14 protein-coding genes are annotated in these 14,239 nt (G+C 72.5%); 5 read left to right on the top strand and 9 right to left on the bottom strand.

The window, feature by feature from the left end; translation table 11 throughout:
• Positions 1-3 precede the first annotated feature (3 nt).
• On the bottom strand, positions 4-561 hold the full coding sequence (locus V7S47_RS11740) for a hypothetical protein (protein ID WP_336561713.1): 558 nt from the start codon (positions 559-561) through the stop codon (positions 4-6).
• A 120-nt stretch (positions 562-681) separates the two neighbouring features.
• Here V7S47_RS11740 and V7S47_RS11745 point away from each other — a divergent pair, with 120 nt between their 5' ends.
• Positions 682-933 (top strand): hypothetical protein, encoded by a 252-nt coding sequence (locus V7S47_RS11745; RefSeq protein ID WP_336561714.1) that lies wholly within the window; start codon positions 682-684, stop codon positions 931-933.
• 21 nt (positions 934-954) lie between these two features.
• On the opposite strand, the gene V7S47_RS11750 is transcribed toward V7S47_RS11745, so the two are convergent.
• The 5 genes from V7S47_RS11750 to V7S47_RS11770 all read right to left on the bottom strand — a co-directional run bounded on the left by V7S47_RS11750 (position 955) and on the right by V7S47_RS11770 (position 7,079).
• Positions 955-1,689 carry an SDR family oxidoreductase gene (locus V7S47_RS11750; protein ID WP_336561715.1) on the bottom strand — a complete coding sequence of 245 codons (735 nt, stop codon included), beginning with the start codon at positions 1,687-1,689 and terminating at the stop codon, positions 955-957.
• A gap of 25 nt (positions 1,690-1,714) precedes the next feature.
• The gene (locus tag V7S47_RS11755; protein WP_336561716.1) at positions 1,715-2,782 is read right to left on the bottom strand and encodes a hypothetical protein; all 1,068 of its coding nucleotides are present in this window, start codon (positions 2,780-2,782) and stop codon (positions 1,715-1,717) included.
• A gap of 66 nt (positions 2,783-2,848) precedes the next feature.
• Entirely contained in the window at positions 2,849-3,619 is a 771-nt protein-coding gene (locus V7S47_RS11760; protein WP_336561717.1) for an inositol monophosphatase family protein, read from the bottom strand.
• Positions 3,620-3,819: 200 nt separating this feature from the next.
• A complete protein-coding gene (locus V7S47_RS11765; RefSeq protein WP_336561718.1) occupies positions 3,820-5,880 on the bottom strand; it encodes a 3-hydroxyacyl-CoA dehydrogenase NAD-binding domain-containing protein in 2,061 nt (686 codons plus the stop codon).
• Entirely contained in the window at positions 5,880-7,079 is a 1,200-nt protein-coding gene (locus V7S47_RS11770) for a thiolase family protein (protein ID WP_336561719.1), read from the bottom strand. Before V7S47_RS11770 ends, V7S47_RS11765 begins: the two co-directional genes overlap by 1 nt.
• Positions 7,080-7,247: 168 nt before the next feature.
• Here V7S47_RS11770 and V7S47_RS11775 point away from each other — a divergent pair, with 168 nt between their 5' ends.
• From V7S47_RS11775 to V7S47_RS11790, 4 genes are read left to right on the top strand one after another with little or no spacing between them, the layout of a single operon-like run.
• Positions 7,248-8,177 carry a PAC2 family protein gene (locus tag V7S47_RS11775; protein WP_336561720.1) on the top strand — a complete coding sequence of 310 codons (930 nt, stop codon included), beginning with the start codon at positions 7,248-7,250 and terminating at the stop codon, positions 8,175-8,177.
• Between the two features lies 1 nt (position 8,178).
• Positions 8,179-9,057 carry an acyl-CoA thioesterase gene (locus V7S47_RS11780; RefSeq protein ID WP_336561721.1) on the top strand — a complete coding sequence of 293 codons (879 nt, stop codon included), beginning with the start codon at positions 8,179-8,181 and terminating at the stop codon, positions 9,055-9,057.
• Between the two features lie 11 nt (positions 9,058-9,068).
• Positions 9,069-9,926: an acyl-CoA thioesterase gene (locus V7S47_RS11785; RefSeq protein WP_336561722.1), complete on the top strand. Its 858-nt coding sequence runs from the start codon at positions 9,069-9,071 to the stop codon at positions 9,924-9,926.
• Between the two features lie 55 nt (positions 9,927-9,981).
• Complete coding sequence (locus V7S47_RS11790) at positions 9,982-10,386, top strand: nitroreductase family deazaflavin-dependent oxidoreductase (protein WP_336561723.1); 405 nt, start codon at positions 9,982-9,984, stop codon at positions 10,384-10,386.
• Here V7S47_RS11790 and V7S47_RS11795 read toward each other — a convergent pair.
• The 3 genes from V7S47_RS11795 to V7S47_RS11805 all read right to left on the bottom strand — a co-directional run bounded on the left by V7S47_RS11795 (position 10,373) and on the right by V7S47_RS11805 (position 14,164).
• Positions 10,373-11,896, bottom strand: coding sequence for a malate:quinone oxidoreductase (locus tag V7S47_RS11795; protein WP_336561724.1), 1,524 nt, complete (start codon positions 11,894-11,896; stop codon positions 10,373-10,375). The two genes, V7S47_RS11790 and V7S47_RS11795, sit on opposite strands and share 14 nt — an antisense overlap.
• 85 nt (positions 11,897-11,981) lie before the next feature.
• Positions 11,982-12,821 (bottom strand): MaoC/PaaZ C-terminal domain-containing protein, encoded by an 840-nt coding sequence (locus V7S47_RS11800; RefSeq protein WP_336561725.1) that lies wholly within the window; start codon positions 12,819-12,821, stop codon positions 11,982-11,984.
• Positions 12,818-14,164 (bottom strand): 3-oxoacyl-ACP reductase, encoded by a 1,347-nt coding sequence (locus V7S47_RS11805; RefSeq protein WP_336561726.1) that lies wholly within the window; start codon positions 14,162-14,164, stop codon positions 12,818-12,820. Before V7S47_RS11805 ends, V7S47_RS11800 begins: the two co-directional genes overlap by 4 nt.
• Between the last annotated feature and the right edge of the window lie 75 nt (positions 14,165-14,239).

Genomic DNA, 14,239 nt, shown 5'->3' on the forward strand with positions numbered 1-14,239 from the left:
GGCTCAGCGGCGTACGGCGGCGACGTACCTCGGACGATCGCCCGTCGGGTCGGACGGCCACGCGGGCAGGTCCGGGTGGCGCTGGCGAACTGTCGCGACGAGGGCCTCGACCGCATGGTCCGCGAGGCGCTCCTCGTCCGACGCCAGGGTCGTCGCCTGCCACCACGCAGGACCGACGAGCACCACGAGGGCGGCGATCGGCAGGAGCCACCACCACCAGGCGGCCTCGGCGCTGGTGGCGAGCAGCACGCTGAGCGAGGCCACGGCCAGCCCGAGGACGGCCGGCAGTACGACGTGACCGGAGACGGTGATGCTGCTGGTGCCGACCAGGCGCCGACCCGACCCGTCCAGCTCCACGCTGATACGGCAGGTCGTCGGCAGATCCGTGCTCGGAGCCTCGACGATCACGAGCCGCCAGGCCTCTCCCGGCCGCGACCGCTTGATCCGGATCTGGGGGCTGACACTGAGCCAGCGACGCCAGGGACGCGCGCCCGCGACGGCGTCCACCATCTCGGCGGTCAGGCCGTGCGGGAGCTCGATCGAGCACCAGCGCGTGGTCACGGTGACAGATCCTCCCAGTGCGCCCCCGGGGTACTGGAGGATGGGCGACCACCCGTCCAGGCCTGACCACCAACCGACGACCGGCACGACAGTGCCGGCCGAGGCAGCAGGAGGAGATCCATGCAGCAACGTCCCCAGGACCGACCGTCGCCGTTCCCCCTCATCGTCTCGATCGTGCTGACCGCGTACCTCGCGGTGGTCACGTTCTTCCTCGGACGAGACGCCACCACCGAGGCCGACGCTGCCGTCCAGCACCTGCTCTGGGTGCTGTGCGGGGGAGCGGCCCTGGTGGTGTTCTGCCTGTTCGTGCAGGTGCTCGACGGGCGTGCTCCCTCCTCGGCCGACCCGCGTCGCGAGACGGAGGACGCCTGATCTCCAGCGTCGACGTCCCGCTCAGATGACGTGCCCGCCGTTGACCGTGATCCGCTGCCCCGTGACGAACCCACCGGCGTCGGAGACCAGGTGACCCACCATGGCGGCCACGTCCTCCGGCGTGCCCATCCGCCGCAGGGGGACCTCGGCCTCGTAGGCGGCGGAGTCGATGCCGGCGTGCCGCTCGACGGGGATCCAGCCGGGTTGGACGAGGTTGACCGTGATGCCGTCGGGGCCGAGCTCCTTGGCCCAGACCTTGGTCAGGCCGACCTGGGCGCTCTTGGCGGCGACGTACGCCGACATCAGCGGCGCGGCCCGGTCCGCCAGGTCGGAGCCGATGAGGACGACCCGCCCACCGCCGGCCGCGCGCATGCTCGGGAGTGCGGCCCGGACGAGCAGGGTGGGGCTCTTGACGAAGAACTCCAGCTGGTCGAGATGGGCCTGCCAGGTCAGGTCGTCGATGCCGATCTCCGGCTGCGGGCCGGTGGCGTTCGCGACGACCGCGGTGACCGGGCCGAGGGTCCGGGTCACCTCGTCGACCAGGGCGGTGACCCCGTCCTCGGCGACGACGTCGGCGCCGTAGGCCTCGGCGACCCCGCCGCTCTCCCGGATCCGGGCGACCACGGCCTCCGCGCCCTCCCGGCCGCGGAGGTAGTTGACGGCGACCGGGCGTCCGTCGGCCGCGAGGCGCAGCGCGATCGCCGCCCCGAGCCCGCGTGAGGCACCGGTGATGATCGCGACTCCGGGAGTGGTCATGCGGTCACCCTAGGGGCGCGCCCGGTCAGTAGCGCGACGACATCGTGGCCGGCGCGTCGTCCCGCGGGCCGCCCGTGACCCGCTCGCACGCACCGCTCGTCGCGGAGCACCGAACGAGCCGCGATGCCGGGGCCTCCGACCCGTCGTCGAAGGACCAGAGGACCAGGTCCTCGTCGGTCTCCCAGCCGACGACGCGGAATCCGTGGTCGTCGGCCGGCACGCGGAGCCGGACCGTCGCGCCGCGCAGCGGCCGGACCCGGTACGACGAGGTGCGGTCGCCGTCCGCGTCGTACCCGTCGACCTCGTAGGCATAGCCGCTGCCGCGGGTCGACCACAGCCCGGAGAAGGGCGCCGTCGTCCGGCCGACGCGCGTGAACCGGCCGTTGCGGCGGACCTCCCCGTACACGCTGGTCTCGCTCCGGGACCGGTAGACGGTGGTGCCGCCCGGCCAGCCGTCGGGCTCCACTCCGTTCCCGACCTGCGGGCCGCGGAAGCGGACCGGCCGGCCGCGTGGTGACAGGACCTGCACGCCGTCGGAGCCGCGGGACAGCACGAGGCGTCCCCGGTTGCTGAGGGTGCGCAGCCAGATACCGTTGCCCCCGTCCTCCCACTCCACCAGCCGGCGGTCGCGGAAGCGGTTGGCGACGCGGTGCCGCCGGACGTCGTAGAGGACGACGCGGTAGCGCTCGAAGCGCTCGTAGGCGTCCGTCCGTGGCGCGCGCACCTCTCGCCAGGCGATCCACCGGCCGTCGGCGGAGACCAGGGGCTGCTGCGCGCGGGTGTGCATGGGCAGCTTCCGGAGCCGGGAGCCCTGGACGAGGAACCACCGCGTGTCGCGTCCGAGACGGTCCTCCTCGCCGGTGGCGACCAGGGTCGTGCCACCGCGGGAGACGATGTCACTGCGTCGCGTCCGCAGCACGGTGTCGCCTACGTGCAGCCGGCCCGCCTGCCACCACGGCAGGGTCGTGGGCGCCCCCACCGGCAGCTCGTCGTACGACGGAGCGGTCCCGGGATCCTGGGCGCTCGCCCCGGTCACGGGCCCGCTCAGGTACGCGAGGACGAGCAGGAGGAGGACGGCGGCCCGAGTCAGCATGGACGGAAGGTGGCCGCCATCCGCGCCCCTTGCCCGGGGAACCGGGGGATCCGTGGCCGACGCATCTCAGCGCTGCGGTGAGGCCGGGTACCCGAGGGCAGCCAGCAGCTGCGGGTGCAGCGCCGCGTTCGAGTAGAGCCCACCGCCGCGGTCTCCGGCGGCGCCGCCGGTCCGGTCGGTGAACCGGCCGCCGGCCTCCTCGACCAGGAGGATCCAGGGCGCGTGGTCCCACAGGTGGAAGCCCTCGACCAGGAAGGCGTCGATCTCGCCGCGCACGAGCTCCACGAGCGGCAGGGGGCTGCCGGGCGCGGGCCCGACGCCGGGCCGGAGGCGGTCCCGGGAGGCGACGTCCAGGGCGTCGACGCGGGCCGTGGACACCGTGGCGGTGGTGCTGACCGAGAGCCGGTCCGTCGCGGCCGCGACGGGTGGCCAGGCCGACTCGAAGGCGCCGCCGCCGCGGGTCGCCCACCAGCGGCGACCGAGGGCCGGGGCCGTGACCACGGCGACCTCGACGCGCCCGGCGACCTGCAGGGCGAGGTGCACGCGCCAGTGCGGGTCGTGGCGGGAGAAGAACGACGTGCCGTCGATCGGGTCGATGATCCAGACCCGCGCGGAGTCCCCGCGCACGCCGAGCTCCTCGCCGAGCAGTGCGTCGCCCGCCCGGGCGGACTCGAGCTCCTGCCGGATCAACCGCTCGACGGCCCGGTCGGCCTCCGTGACCGGGGTGCCATCGTCCTTCGTCGTGGTGGCGACCCCGGCCTCGAAGTGGCGCAGCGCGAGCTCGGCGGCCCGGTCGGAGACGTCGAGGGCGAGCCGGAGGTCCTCGGCGCTGTCCATGACCCGGGGACGCTAGCAGCACGGGCGGGCGACGGCCCCGGGGTCGGCCCCGGGGCGGCCCCAGGCGCGACGCGCCGGCCGACGCGCGGCGGATCCGGTGTCGTGCTCGTAGCCGGACGTACACAAGAGGGCGCTGAGCCCGGGGTCGGAGCGTGGAACGCTCTCCCGGCTGAGCCTCGTGAACGTCCGGCTACGACGGCTCAGTGGAACGAGCCGAGCCCCTCGCGCTCGAGCAGCATGGTCAGGCCGCCGTTCCAGAACGAGAACCCGGCGCCGGTGATCATGGCCAGGTCGAGATCCTCGGCGGCGGCGACCACCCCCTCGTCCAGCATGATCCGCACCTCCTCGGCGAGGCCGGTGAGCACCTGGGTGCGCACCTCGTCCGGCGACAGCACCACCGGCGACGCGGGCTTCTCGAGCAGCTCCGCCACCTCGGGGTCGAGGGTCCCGTCGGGACCGAAGTACGCCGACTTCCGCGCCTCCACGACCCGCTGCAGCGCGGGCGAGACGTAGAACCGGTCGGGGAACGCCCCGGCCAGGGTCTCGGTGTTGTGCAGCGCGATGGCCGGACCCACCAGGGCGATCAGCGTGAACGGCGGCATCGGGGCGACGCCGCCGAACGAGCCGTCCACGACGTCGATCGGGGTGCCGGCGTCGACGATCCTCGAGACCTCGCTCATGAACCGGCCGAGGAGCCGGTTGACGATGAACGACGGGCTGTCGTTGACCAGGATCGTGGTCTTCTTCAGGGCCTTGCCCGTCGCGAACGCGGTCGCGAGGGTCTCGTCGGACGTCGCGGAGCCGCGGACGATCTCCAGCAGCGGCATCACCGCGACCGGGTTGAAGAAGTGGAAGCCGACGACCCTCTCGGGGTGCTCGAGGTCGGTGGCCATCTCGGTGATCGACAGCGACGAGGTGTTGGTGGCCAGGACGCACTCGGGGGAGACGACCTTCTCGACGTCGGCGAAGACCGACTTCTTGACCGACATCTCCTCGAAGACGGCCTCGATGACGAAGTCCGCGTCGCCGAACGACGAGGCCTTGTCGACCGAGCCGCTGACGAGCGCCTTGTGGCGGTTGGCCTTGTCCTGGTTGATCCGGCCCTTGGCGAGCAGCTTGTCGATCTCGGCGTGGACGTAGCCGACGCCCTTGTCGACCCGCTCCTGGTCGAGGTCGGTCAGGACGACCGGGACCTCGAGGCGGCGGACGAAGAGCAGCGCCAGCTGCGAGGCCATCAGGCCAGCACCGACGATGCCGACCTTGGTCACCGGACGCGCTAGCGAGCGGTCGGGCGCGCCGGCGGGCCGCTTGGCCCGCTTCTGCACCAGGTCGAACGCATAGAGCGAGGCGATCAGCTCCGGGGTGCGCGACATCGCCTCGAGGGCGTCGTCCTCGCGGGCGAAGCCGGCGTCGCGATCACCGTCGCGGGCGGCCTCGATCAGGTCGACGGCCAGCGCGGCGGCCGGGCTGGCACCGCCCGTGCGGCCCGCCACGATCTGCCGGCCGCGCGCGACGGCGGTGTCCCACCCGTCGCCGCGGTCGACCTCGGGCCGCTCGACGCGCACCGCGCCGGTCAGCACCTGCGCGGCCCAGAGCAGCGACTGCTCCAGGTAGTCGGCGCCCGAGAAGGCGGCGTCGGCCAGGCCGAGCTCGAAGGCCGCCTGCCCGCCGAGGGTCTTTCCGTTGTTGAGCGGGTTCTCGAGGATGACCGTGACGGCCTTCTCGGCGCCGACCAGGTTGGGCACCAGGAAGGCGCCGCCCCAGCCGGGGACCAGGCCGAGCATGACCTCGGGCAGGCCCAGCGCGGGCGCGCTGTCGATCACGGTCCGGTAGTCGCAGTGCAGGGCGACCTCCAGGCCGCCGCCGAGGGCGAGCCCGTTGACGAACCCGAACGACGTCTTGCCGCCGTCCTGGAGCTTGCGGAAGACCGCGTGCCCCAGCTCGGCCACGACGCGTACGGCGTCCGGGCCGCCGCCCGCGATCGACGTCAGGTCGGCACCCGCGGCCAGGATGAAGGGCTTGCCGGTGACGCCGATCGCCGAGATCGACTCGTCGGCCAGGGCCGCGTCGATCGCCGTGTTCAGCGCGAGCAGCGAGCGCGGGCCGAAGGTGTTGGGCTTGGTGTGGTCCTCGCCGTTGTCGAGGGTGATCAGGCCCAGCACGCCCGCCCCGAGGGGCAGCGTGACCTTGCGCAGGTGGGCCTGGGTCACGCGCTCGGCGTCGGAGGAGATCTCCTGGGCCTTCGTCAGCAGGTCGTCCATCAGGCGGCCTCTCCGTTCCAGTGCGGGTTCTCCCAGATGACCGTGCCGCCCATGCCGATGCCGATGCACATGGTGGTCAGGCCGTAGCGGACCTCGGGCCGCTCCTCGAACGAGCGCGCCAGCTGGGTCATCAGCCGGACGCCGGAGGAGGCGAGCGGGTGACCCATCGCGATGGCGCCGCCGTAGGGGTTCACCCGGGTGTCGTCGTCGGCGATGCCGAAGTGCTCCAGGAAGGCAAGCACCTGGACGGCGAACGCCTCGTTGACCTCGAAGGCCCCGATGTCGTCAATGGTCAGCCCGGCCTGCCGGAGGGCCTTCTCGGTCGCCGGGATCGGGCCGGCGCCCATCACCTCGGGCTCGACGCCGACGTAGGAGTACGACACCAGCCGCATCCGGATCGGGAGGCCGAGCTCGCGCGCGGTCTCCTCGTCGGCGAGGAGCGACGCGGTCGCACCGTCGTTGATGCCCGCCGCGTTGCCGGCGGTCACGTTGCCGTGCGAGCGGAACGGCGTCTTCAGCGCGGCCAGGGTCTCCATCGTGGTGCCCGGGCGCATCGGCTCGTCGGTGGAGGCCAGGCCCCAGCCGAGCTCGGCCGACTTCGTCGCCACCGGCACCAGGTCGGGCTGGATCTTGCCGGCGTCGTACGCCGCGGCGGTCTTCGCCTGGGAGCGGACGGCGTAGGCGTCGACGCGCTCCTTGGTGATCGTGGGGTAGCGGTCGTGCAGGTTCTCGGCGGTCTTGCCCATCACCAGCGCATCGGGGTTCACGATGCGCTCGGAGAGGATGCGCGGATTGGGGTCGACGCCCTCGCCCATCGGGTGTCGGCCCATGTGCTCGACGCCGCCGGCGATGGCCACGTCGTAGGCGCCGAAGGCGATGCCGGAGGCGGTGGTGGTCACGGCGGTCATGGCGCCGGCGCACATGCGGTCGATGGCGAAGCCGGGGACGCTCTGGGGGAGCCCGGCCAGCAGGGAGGCGGTGCGGCCGATGGTCAGGCCCTGGTCGCCGATCTGCGTGGTGGCGGCCACGGCCACCTCGTCGACGCGCTCAGGCGGGAGCGACGGGTTGCGCCGCATGAGCTCGCGGATGCACTTGATGACGAGGTCGTCGGCGCGGGTCTCGGCGTACTGGCCCTTGGCCTTGCCGAAGGGGGTGCGCACGCCGTCGACGAAGACGACCTCTCGCAGCTGTCGGGACACAGGTCTCCTCGGTGGTGGATCAGGATCGGTGCCGTCAGGTTACCCCACGGTAACAACGGCTCGGCACGCCGTGCGCGGAAACCACGCCGTGCGCGGAACAAGCGCGGACCCCACTACGGTTGACCCTCGGGCCGACCACGCCGGACGGCCCCTGACCGAGGAGGGTTCGTGGCCGATCGCCTGGTGCACATCGTCGACGACGTGGCGGAGCTGGACGGCGTCGACGAGCTCACGCTGGTGCTGGTGCTCGACGGTTTCCTGGACGCCGGCAACGCCGCCGCCCGGGCCGCGCAGCACCTGAGCGACCTCGACGACGGGGGCTCGGTGGTGGCGACGTTCGACGTCGACCAGTTCCACGACTACCGCGCCCGCCGGCCCGCGATGTCCTTCGTCCAGGACCACTACGAGGCGTACGACGCGCCGCGGCTGGTCGTCCGCCTGCTCCACGACACGGGCGGTACGCCGTACCTGCTGCTGAACGGGCCGGAGCCCGACAACCGCTGGGAGGCGTTCTGCCGGGCGGTGCGCGAGGTCGTCGAGCGCTTCGGCGTGACCCGCACCGTGGCGATGGGCTCGGTGCCGATGGCCGTCCCGCACACCCGCCCGATCGCGCTGACCTCGCACGCCAACGACCCGTCGCTGATCACCGGGGAGAGCCCGTGGCGCGGGGAGCTGCGGATCCCGAGCAGCGCCCAGTCCCTGCTCGAGATCCGGCTGGGGGAGTGGGGCCACGCCGCGCTCGGCTTCGTCGCCCACATCCCCCACTACCTCGCCCAGCTGGACTTCCCCCAGGCCTCGGCGTCGCTCCTGGAGCAGGTCGAGATCGGGGGCCGGCTCACGATCGACCTGTCCGGCCTGCTGGCCGAGGCCGAGGACCGGGCGGTCGAGATCGCCCGCTACCTGGAGGCCAACGCGGAGCTCGGCGAGGTGGTCGCCGCCCTCGAGCGGCAGTACGACGCCTTCGAGCGCGCCGAGGAGTCGGGCAGCAACCTGCTGGCCCCCGACCAGCCGCTGCCGAGCGGCGAGGAGCTGGGCCAGCAGTTCGAGCAGTTCCTGGCCGGCCTCGAGGGCCCCGACGACGACAAGTCGGGGAGCTGACGTGCCGAAGGACGCCGCCGCCCTGCTGGCGCTGCTCGACCTCGAGCGCATCGACGACAACCTGTTCCGGGGTGCCCAGGAGCCCTCGGCGCTGCCCCGGGTCTTCGGCGGCCAGGTCGCCGCGCAGGCGCTGGTCGCGGGCACCCGCACCGTCGACCCGTCGTACGCCGTGCACTCGCTGCACTCCTACTTCCTGCAGCCCGGCGACACCCGCGCGCCGATCGTCTACGACGTCGAGACGCTGCGCGACGGCCGGTCCTTCGGGACCCGTCGGGTGCTGGCCCGTCAGCACGGCCGGCCGATCTATGCGCTGACGGCGAACTTCCAGGTCGCGGAGGAGGGCTGGGACCACCACGACGTGATGCCGGACGTGACCAAGCCCGCCGACTCGCTCGACCCGCGGCAGGTGCTGGCCGAGCTCTACCCCGACCGCGACACCAGCGCCGACAGCGAGTGGGACGTGGCCGACCTGCGCTACGTCGGCAGCTCCGGCGACGGACTGCTGGCGCCCGATGCCGAGCACCCCGCGCTGCAGCGGGTCTGGCTGCGGGTCTCCTCGGCCCTGCCCGACGACCCGTTCCTGCACGTCGCGGCGTTCACCTACCTCTCCGACATGACGCTGATGGGCGCGGCGCTCGCCCCGCACGGCGCGCGGCCGGAGGACGGCACCCACATGATCGCCTCGCTCGACCACGCGATCTGGTTCCACCGGCCCTTCCGCGCCGACGAGTGGTGGCTCTACGACCAGACCTCGCCGTTCGCCGGTGGCGGGCGCGGGCTGGTCACCGCCGGGGTGTTCACCGAGGCGGGCACCCTCGTCGCGACCGTCGCCCAGGAGGCGCTGATGCGGAAGTTCGACCCGACCCGGAGCCAGGCATGAGTGAGTCCGGCGTGAGCGACGTGTCCGAGCTCGTGCGGCTCCTCGACCTCGAGCAGATCGAGCCCGACCTGTTCCGCGGCGCCCAGCCGGAGTCGGCGCGGGCCCGGGTCTACGGCGGCCAGGTGGCCGCGCAGGCCATGGTCGCGGGCATCCGGACCGTCGACCCGTCGTACGCCGTGCACTCGCTGCACTCCTACTTCCTGCGCGGCGGCGACTACGCCGTCCCGATCGTGTACGACGTCGAGCGGATCCGCGACGGGCGCTCCTTCCAGACCCGCCGGGTGGTCGCCCGCCAGCACGGCCGGCCGATCTACTACCAGACGCTGGACTTCCAGCGGCCCGAGGACGGCTACGAGCACCAGGACGCGATGCCTCAGGTCGGCGCGCCCGACCAGGGTCTCGACCTGGTCGACCTGATGCGCGCCCGCGGGAACTCCGACGCCGACGCGCTCGGCAAGGAGTGGTCGGCGCTCGACGTCCGCTACCTCGGCAACTCCCGCACCGGCCTGCCCGAGCACCCCCGGCACCGTGCGCAGGCCCAGATGTGGATCCGGATCCGCGAGGAGCTGCCCGCCGACCCGGTGGTCCACCTGGCCGCGTTCACCTACGCCAGCGACGTCAGCCTGCTGGGCGCCTCGCTCTCCGCCCACGACGCCAACCCGGTGAAGACCCAGATGGCCTCGCTCGACCACACCATCTGGTTCCACCGGCCGTTCCGCGTCGACGAGTGGTGGCTCTACGACCAGTGGTCGCCGTCGGCCTCGGGAGCCCGCGGGCTCTCGCTCGGCCGGGTCTTCCTCGAGGACGGCACGCTCGTCGCCACGCTCGCCCAGGAGGGACTGATCCGGCCGCGGGTCGACGCTGGTTGAGGTGCGAGGCGAGCTTCGCTCGCACCTCGACCGACGCGGGGTGCACGATGGCCGCATGAGCGACTTCAACGACCAGGTCATCGCCGAGTTCCGGGCCAACCACGGCAAGGTGGGCGGCAACTTCGAGGGAGCGCCGCTGCTGCTCCTGCACTCCACCGGCGCCAAGAGCGGCGAGGAGCGGGTCAGCCCGATGATGTACCTGCCCGACGGCGAGCGGTACCTGGTCTTCGCGTCCAAGGCGGGCGCGCCGACCAACCCGGCCTGGTACCACAACCTGATCGCCCACCCCGACGCCACGATCGAGGTCGGCGACGACACGATCGCCGTCCGGGCGGAGGAGCTGCCACGCGCCGAGCGCGACGCGAAGTACGCCGAGCAGGCCGCGCTCTATCCCGGCTTCGCCGACTACGAGGCCAAGACGGACCGGGTCATCCCGGTCCTCGCGCTCACGCCGCGCTGAGACCCAGCGTCTGGGCGGTGTCGCGCAGCACGTCGGCGGCCAGCTCCGGGTCGTCCGAGAGCCGTACGCCGTAGCTGGGGATCATCTTCTCCAGCGCCGGTCGCCAGTCCTCGACCTTGTCGGGGAAGCACTCGGCGAGCACGTCGAGCATGATCGGGACGGCGGTGGACGCGCCCGGGGAGGCGCCCAGCAGGCCGGCGATCGAGCCGTCGGAGGCGGCGATCAGCTCGGTGCCGAACTGCAGCACCCCGCCCTGGCCGGGGACCCGCTTGATGACCTGGACCCGTTGCCCGGCGACGATCTTCTCCCAGTCGTCGGCTTCGGCGTCGGGGAAGAACTGCCGCAGCTCGTTCAGCTGGGCCTGCTTGCCCGCGAGCAGCTGGCCGACGAGGTAGACGACCAGGCTGAGGTTGCGGAAGCCGACCTGGAGCATCGGCCACAGGTTGTGCAGGCGGATCGAGCGGAACAGGTCGAGCAGCGAGCCGTTCTTCAGGAACCGGGGGCTGAAGCCGGCGTACGGGCCGAACATCAGGCTGGGCGTGCCGTCGACCATCCGGGTGTCGAGGTGCGGCACGGACATGGGCGGCGCGCCGACTGCGGCGCGGCCGTAGACCTTGGCCTGGTGGCGGGCGACGATCGCCGGGTCGGTGGTCCGCCAGAACTCGCCGCTCACCGGGAACCCGGCGAAGCCGCGGATCTCGGGGATGCCCGAGCGCTGCAGAAGGGTGAGGGCCTGACCGCCGGCGCCGACGAAGACGAACCGGGCGGTGCTCTCGTAGCGCTCGCCGCCGTCGAGGCGCTTGCCGCGCACTCGCCATCCGCCGTCGATCCGGTCGAGCTTCTTGACCTCGATGCCGGTGACGACCTCGGTGGTCAGTCGGTCGGCGAGGCCGGCGACGAGCTGGCGGGTCAGCGAGCCGAAGTCGACATCGGTGCCGGACAGCGACCGGGTCGCGGCGACGGGCTGGTCGCGGTCGCGGCCGGCCATCAGCAGCGGGGCCCACTCCTCGACGAGCGCGGGGTCCTCGGTGTACTCCATCCCGGCGAAGAGCGGGTGGGCGGCGAGGGCGTCGTACCGCTTGCGGAGGTAGGCGACGTTCTCGTCGCCCCAGACGAAGCTGAGGTGCGGGCTGGGGTGGACGAACGAGGTCGGGTCCGGGATCCGGCCGCTCTCGACCAGGAACGCCCACAGCTGTCGCGAGAGCTGGAACTGCTCGTTGACGCCGATCGCCTTGCTGACGTCGACGGTGCCGTCGGGGAGCTCGGGGGAGTAGTTGAGCTCGCAGAGCGCCGCGTGGCCGGTGCCGGCGTTGTTCCACGGGCCGGAGGACTCCAGGGCCAGCTCGTCGAGCCGCTCCACGATGGCGATCGACCAGCTCGGCTCCACCTGGTGCAGCAGCGTCGCGAGGGTGGCCGACATGATGCCGCCGCCGACCAGCAGGGCGTCGTACTGGAAGGTGGTCTCGCTGTCCGGGCCGCTCACGCTGGTCTCCTGATCGGTGTCGCGCACGCGCACGAAGTTAGGCGCTGCTCTCACGACACCGATCGGCAGGTCTTTCCCGGCCTGAGCAGGAGAGACGTGGTTCACACGCGTCTCAGAGTGCGGTCGTGCGCCCGACCAGGTGCGGGGCCCCGTCGCGCGGCCGCGAGAGCGAGAAGGCGTACCCGTCGTCGAGCCGTGCGGACCCGAACGCGACCGTCCCCGGGAGCAGGACCGGCTTCTTGAACGCGGCGTCGACGCGGACGGCGTCGGGGAGCCGGTTCTCCAGCGCGGCGACGCTGCGCGCGAGGGTCCACATCCCGTGGGCGATCTGGCGCGGGAAGCCCAGGGCCTTGGCGGTGAGCGGGTAGAGGTGGATCGGGTTGTGGTCGCCGGAGACCGCGGCGTAGCGCCGTCCGAGGTCGTCCGGGAGTCGCCAGGTGATGCCGTGCGATGGCGCGTCGGGGTACGACGTGCCGCCGGCCGCGGACTCGTCCCCCTTCCCCCGGCGGAGGTACGTCGAGATGCTCTCCCAGACCGTCTCGCCCCCGGCCGAGATCGTGGTCGCGAACGCGTAGGCCGTGCCCTTCGCGTGCGGCCGCGCTGCCCCGACCGCCACCTCGACCTCGAGGGTCTCGCCGACGGCGACCGGCCGGTGGGTGGTGATCGAGTTCTCGACGTGGACGCTCCCGATCGCGGGCGCGGGGAACGCCTGGTCGCCCATGATCGCGAGGTGCAGCGGGAACGCCAGCAGGTGCGGGTAGGTCACCGGCACGGTGTCCTTGACCGGGAAGCCGCAGACCGCGGCGTACCGCTCGACGTGGGCGCGCTCGGCGGTGACCGGAGGGCGGGTCAGACGCAGGCCGCTGAAGTCCTCGGCCGGCGCCTTGCGGATCCCGGGCAGCTGGTTGACGAGCGGGATGCTCGGGAGCGCCGCCCTGAGGAGGGCGTTCATGCGCCCAGCATCATCTGGCCGCAGACCCGGACCACGTTGCCGTTGACGGCGGTCGAGCCGGGGGAGGCGTACCAGGCGATGGTCTCGGCGACGTCGACCGGCAGGCCGCCCTGCGACATCGCGTTGAGCCGCTGGCCGACCTCGCGGGTCGCGAACGGCACAGCCGCGGTCATCTGGGTGATGATGAAGCCCGGGGCGACCGCGTTGATCGTGATGCCGCGGTCCAGCTCGTCGGCGAGCGAGTCGACGAGGCCGATGACGCCGGCCTTGGAGGCCGCGTAGTTGGTCTGGCCGACGTTGCCCGCGATGCCGGCGATGCTCGCGACGCCGACGATCGAGCCGTTGTCGTTGATCGTGCCCTGCTGGAGCAGCTCGCGGGTGATCCGCTCGGGGGCGGTCAGGTTGACCTCGATGACCTTGGCGAACCGATCGCCCTTGTCGTTCGCCGACATGTTGGCGAGCTTGCGGTCGAGGGTGATGCCGGCGTTGTGGACGACGACGTCGACGCCGCCGTGCTTCTCGGTCAGGTGATGGGCGATCCGCTGGGGCGCGTCGTGGCCGGTGATGTCGAGGGTCAGCCAGTCGCCGTCGAGCTCCTTCATCAGCACTTGGAGGTCGCTCGCGGCCTGCGGCACGTCGAGGCCGACGACGGTGGCGCCGTCGCGGTGCAGCACGCGGGCGATCTGCTCGCCGATGCCCCGGCTGGCACCGGTGACCAGCGCTACCTTGCCCTCGAGCGGGCGGGTCCAGTCGACGACCTCGCCGGCGGTCGTGGCCCCGTGGTCGCCGATCCGCACCACCTGGCCCGAGACGTACGCCGACTTCGGCGAGAGCAGGAAGCCGAGCGTGGAGAGGACCGCTCCCTCGGCGCCGTCGGCGACGTAGACCAGCTGGACGGTGCCGCCGCGGCCGACCTCCTTGCCGAGGCTGCGGGTGAAGCCCTCAAGGGCCCGCTGGGCGACCCGCTCGCCGCCTGCGACCGACTGCGGCGGGGTGCCGAGCACGACGATCCGCGGGCAGGTGTCGAGGCTGCGCAGCAGCGGGGTGAAGAAGTCGCGCAGGGCGACCAGGTCGGCCGAGGAGCTCAGCCCGGTGGCGTCGAAGACCAGGCCCTTGAACCGCTGCTGCGGGTCGGCGTCCTGGGTGCTGGCGATCCCGAGCTCGTCGAGCAGGCCGGGCAGCGACTCGGCGAGCCGGCCGCGGCCGCCGACGGCGACCGTGCCGTCGACCAGGGGCGCGCCCTCGTCGTACCGCTCCAGCTTGGTGGGGGCGGGGAGGCCGAGGTTCTTCGCGAGGAAGCTGCCGATCGGCGAGGAGACGAAGTCCTGATAGCGGTCGCTCATGACACTCCATGTAACTAGTGGTGTAACTCGGTGTCCACATTTCGTGACGTGGCCCTCATGCTGTTGGTAAGTGGT

Origin of the sequence: Nocardioides sp. CCNWLW216 (assembly GCF_037120545.1) — a bacterium.
Classification (GTDB): Bacteria; Actinomycetota; Actinomycetes; order Propionibacteriales; family Nocardioidaceae; genus Nocardioides; species Nocardioides lianchengensis.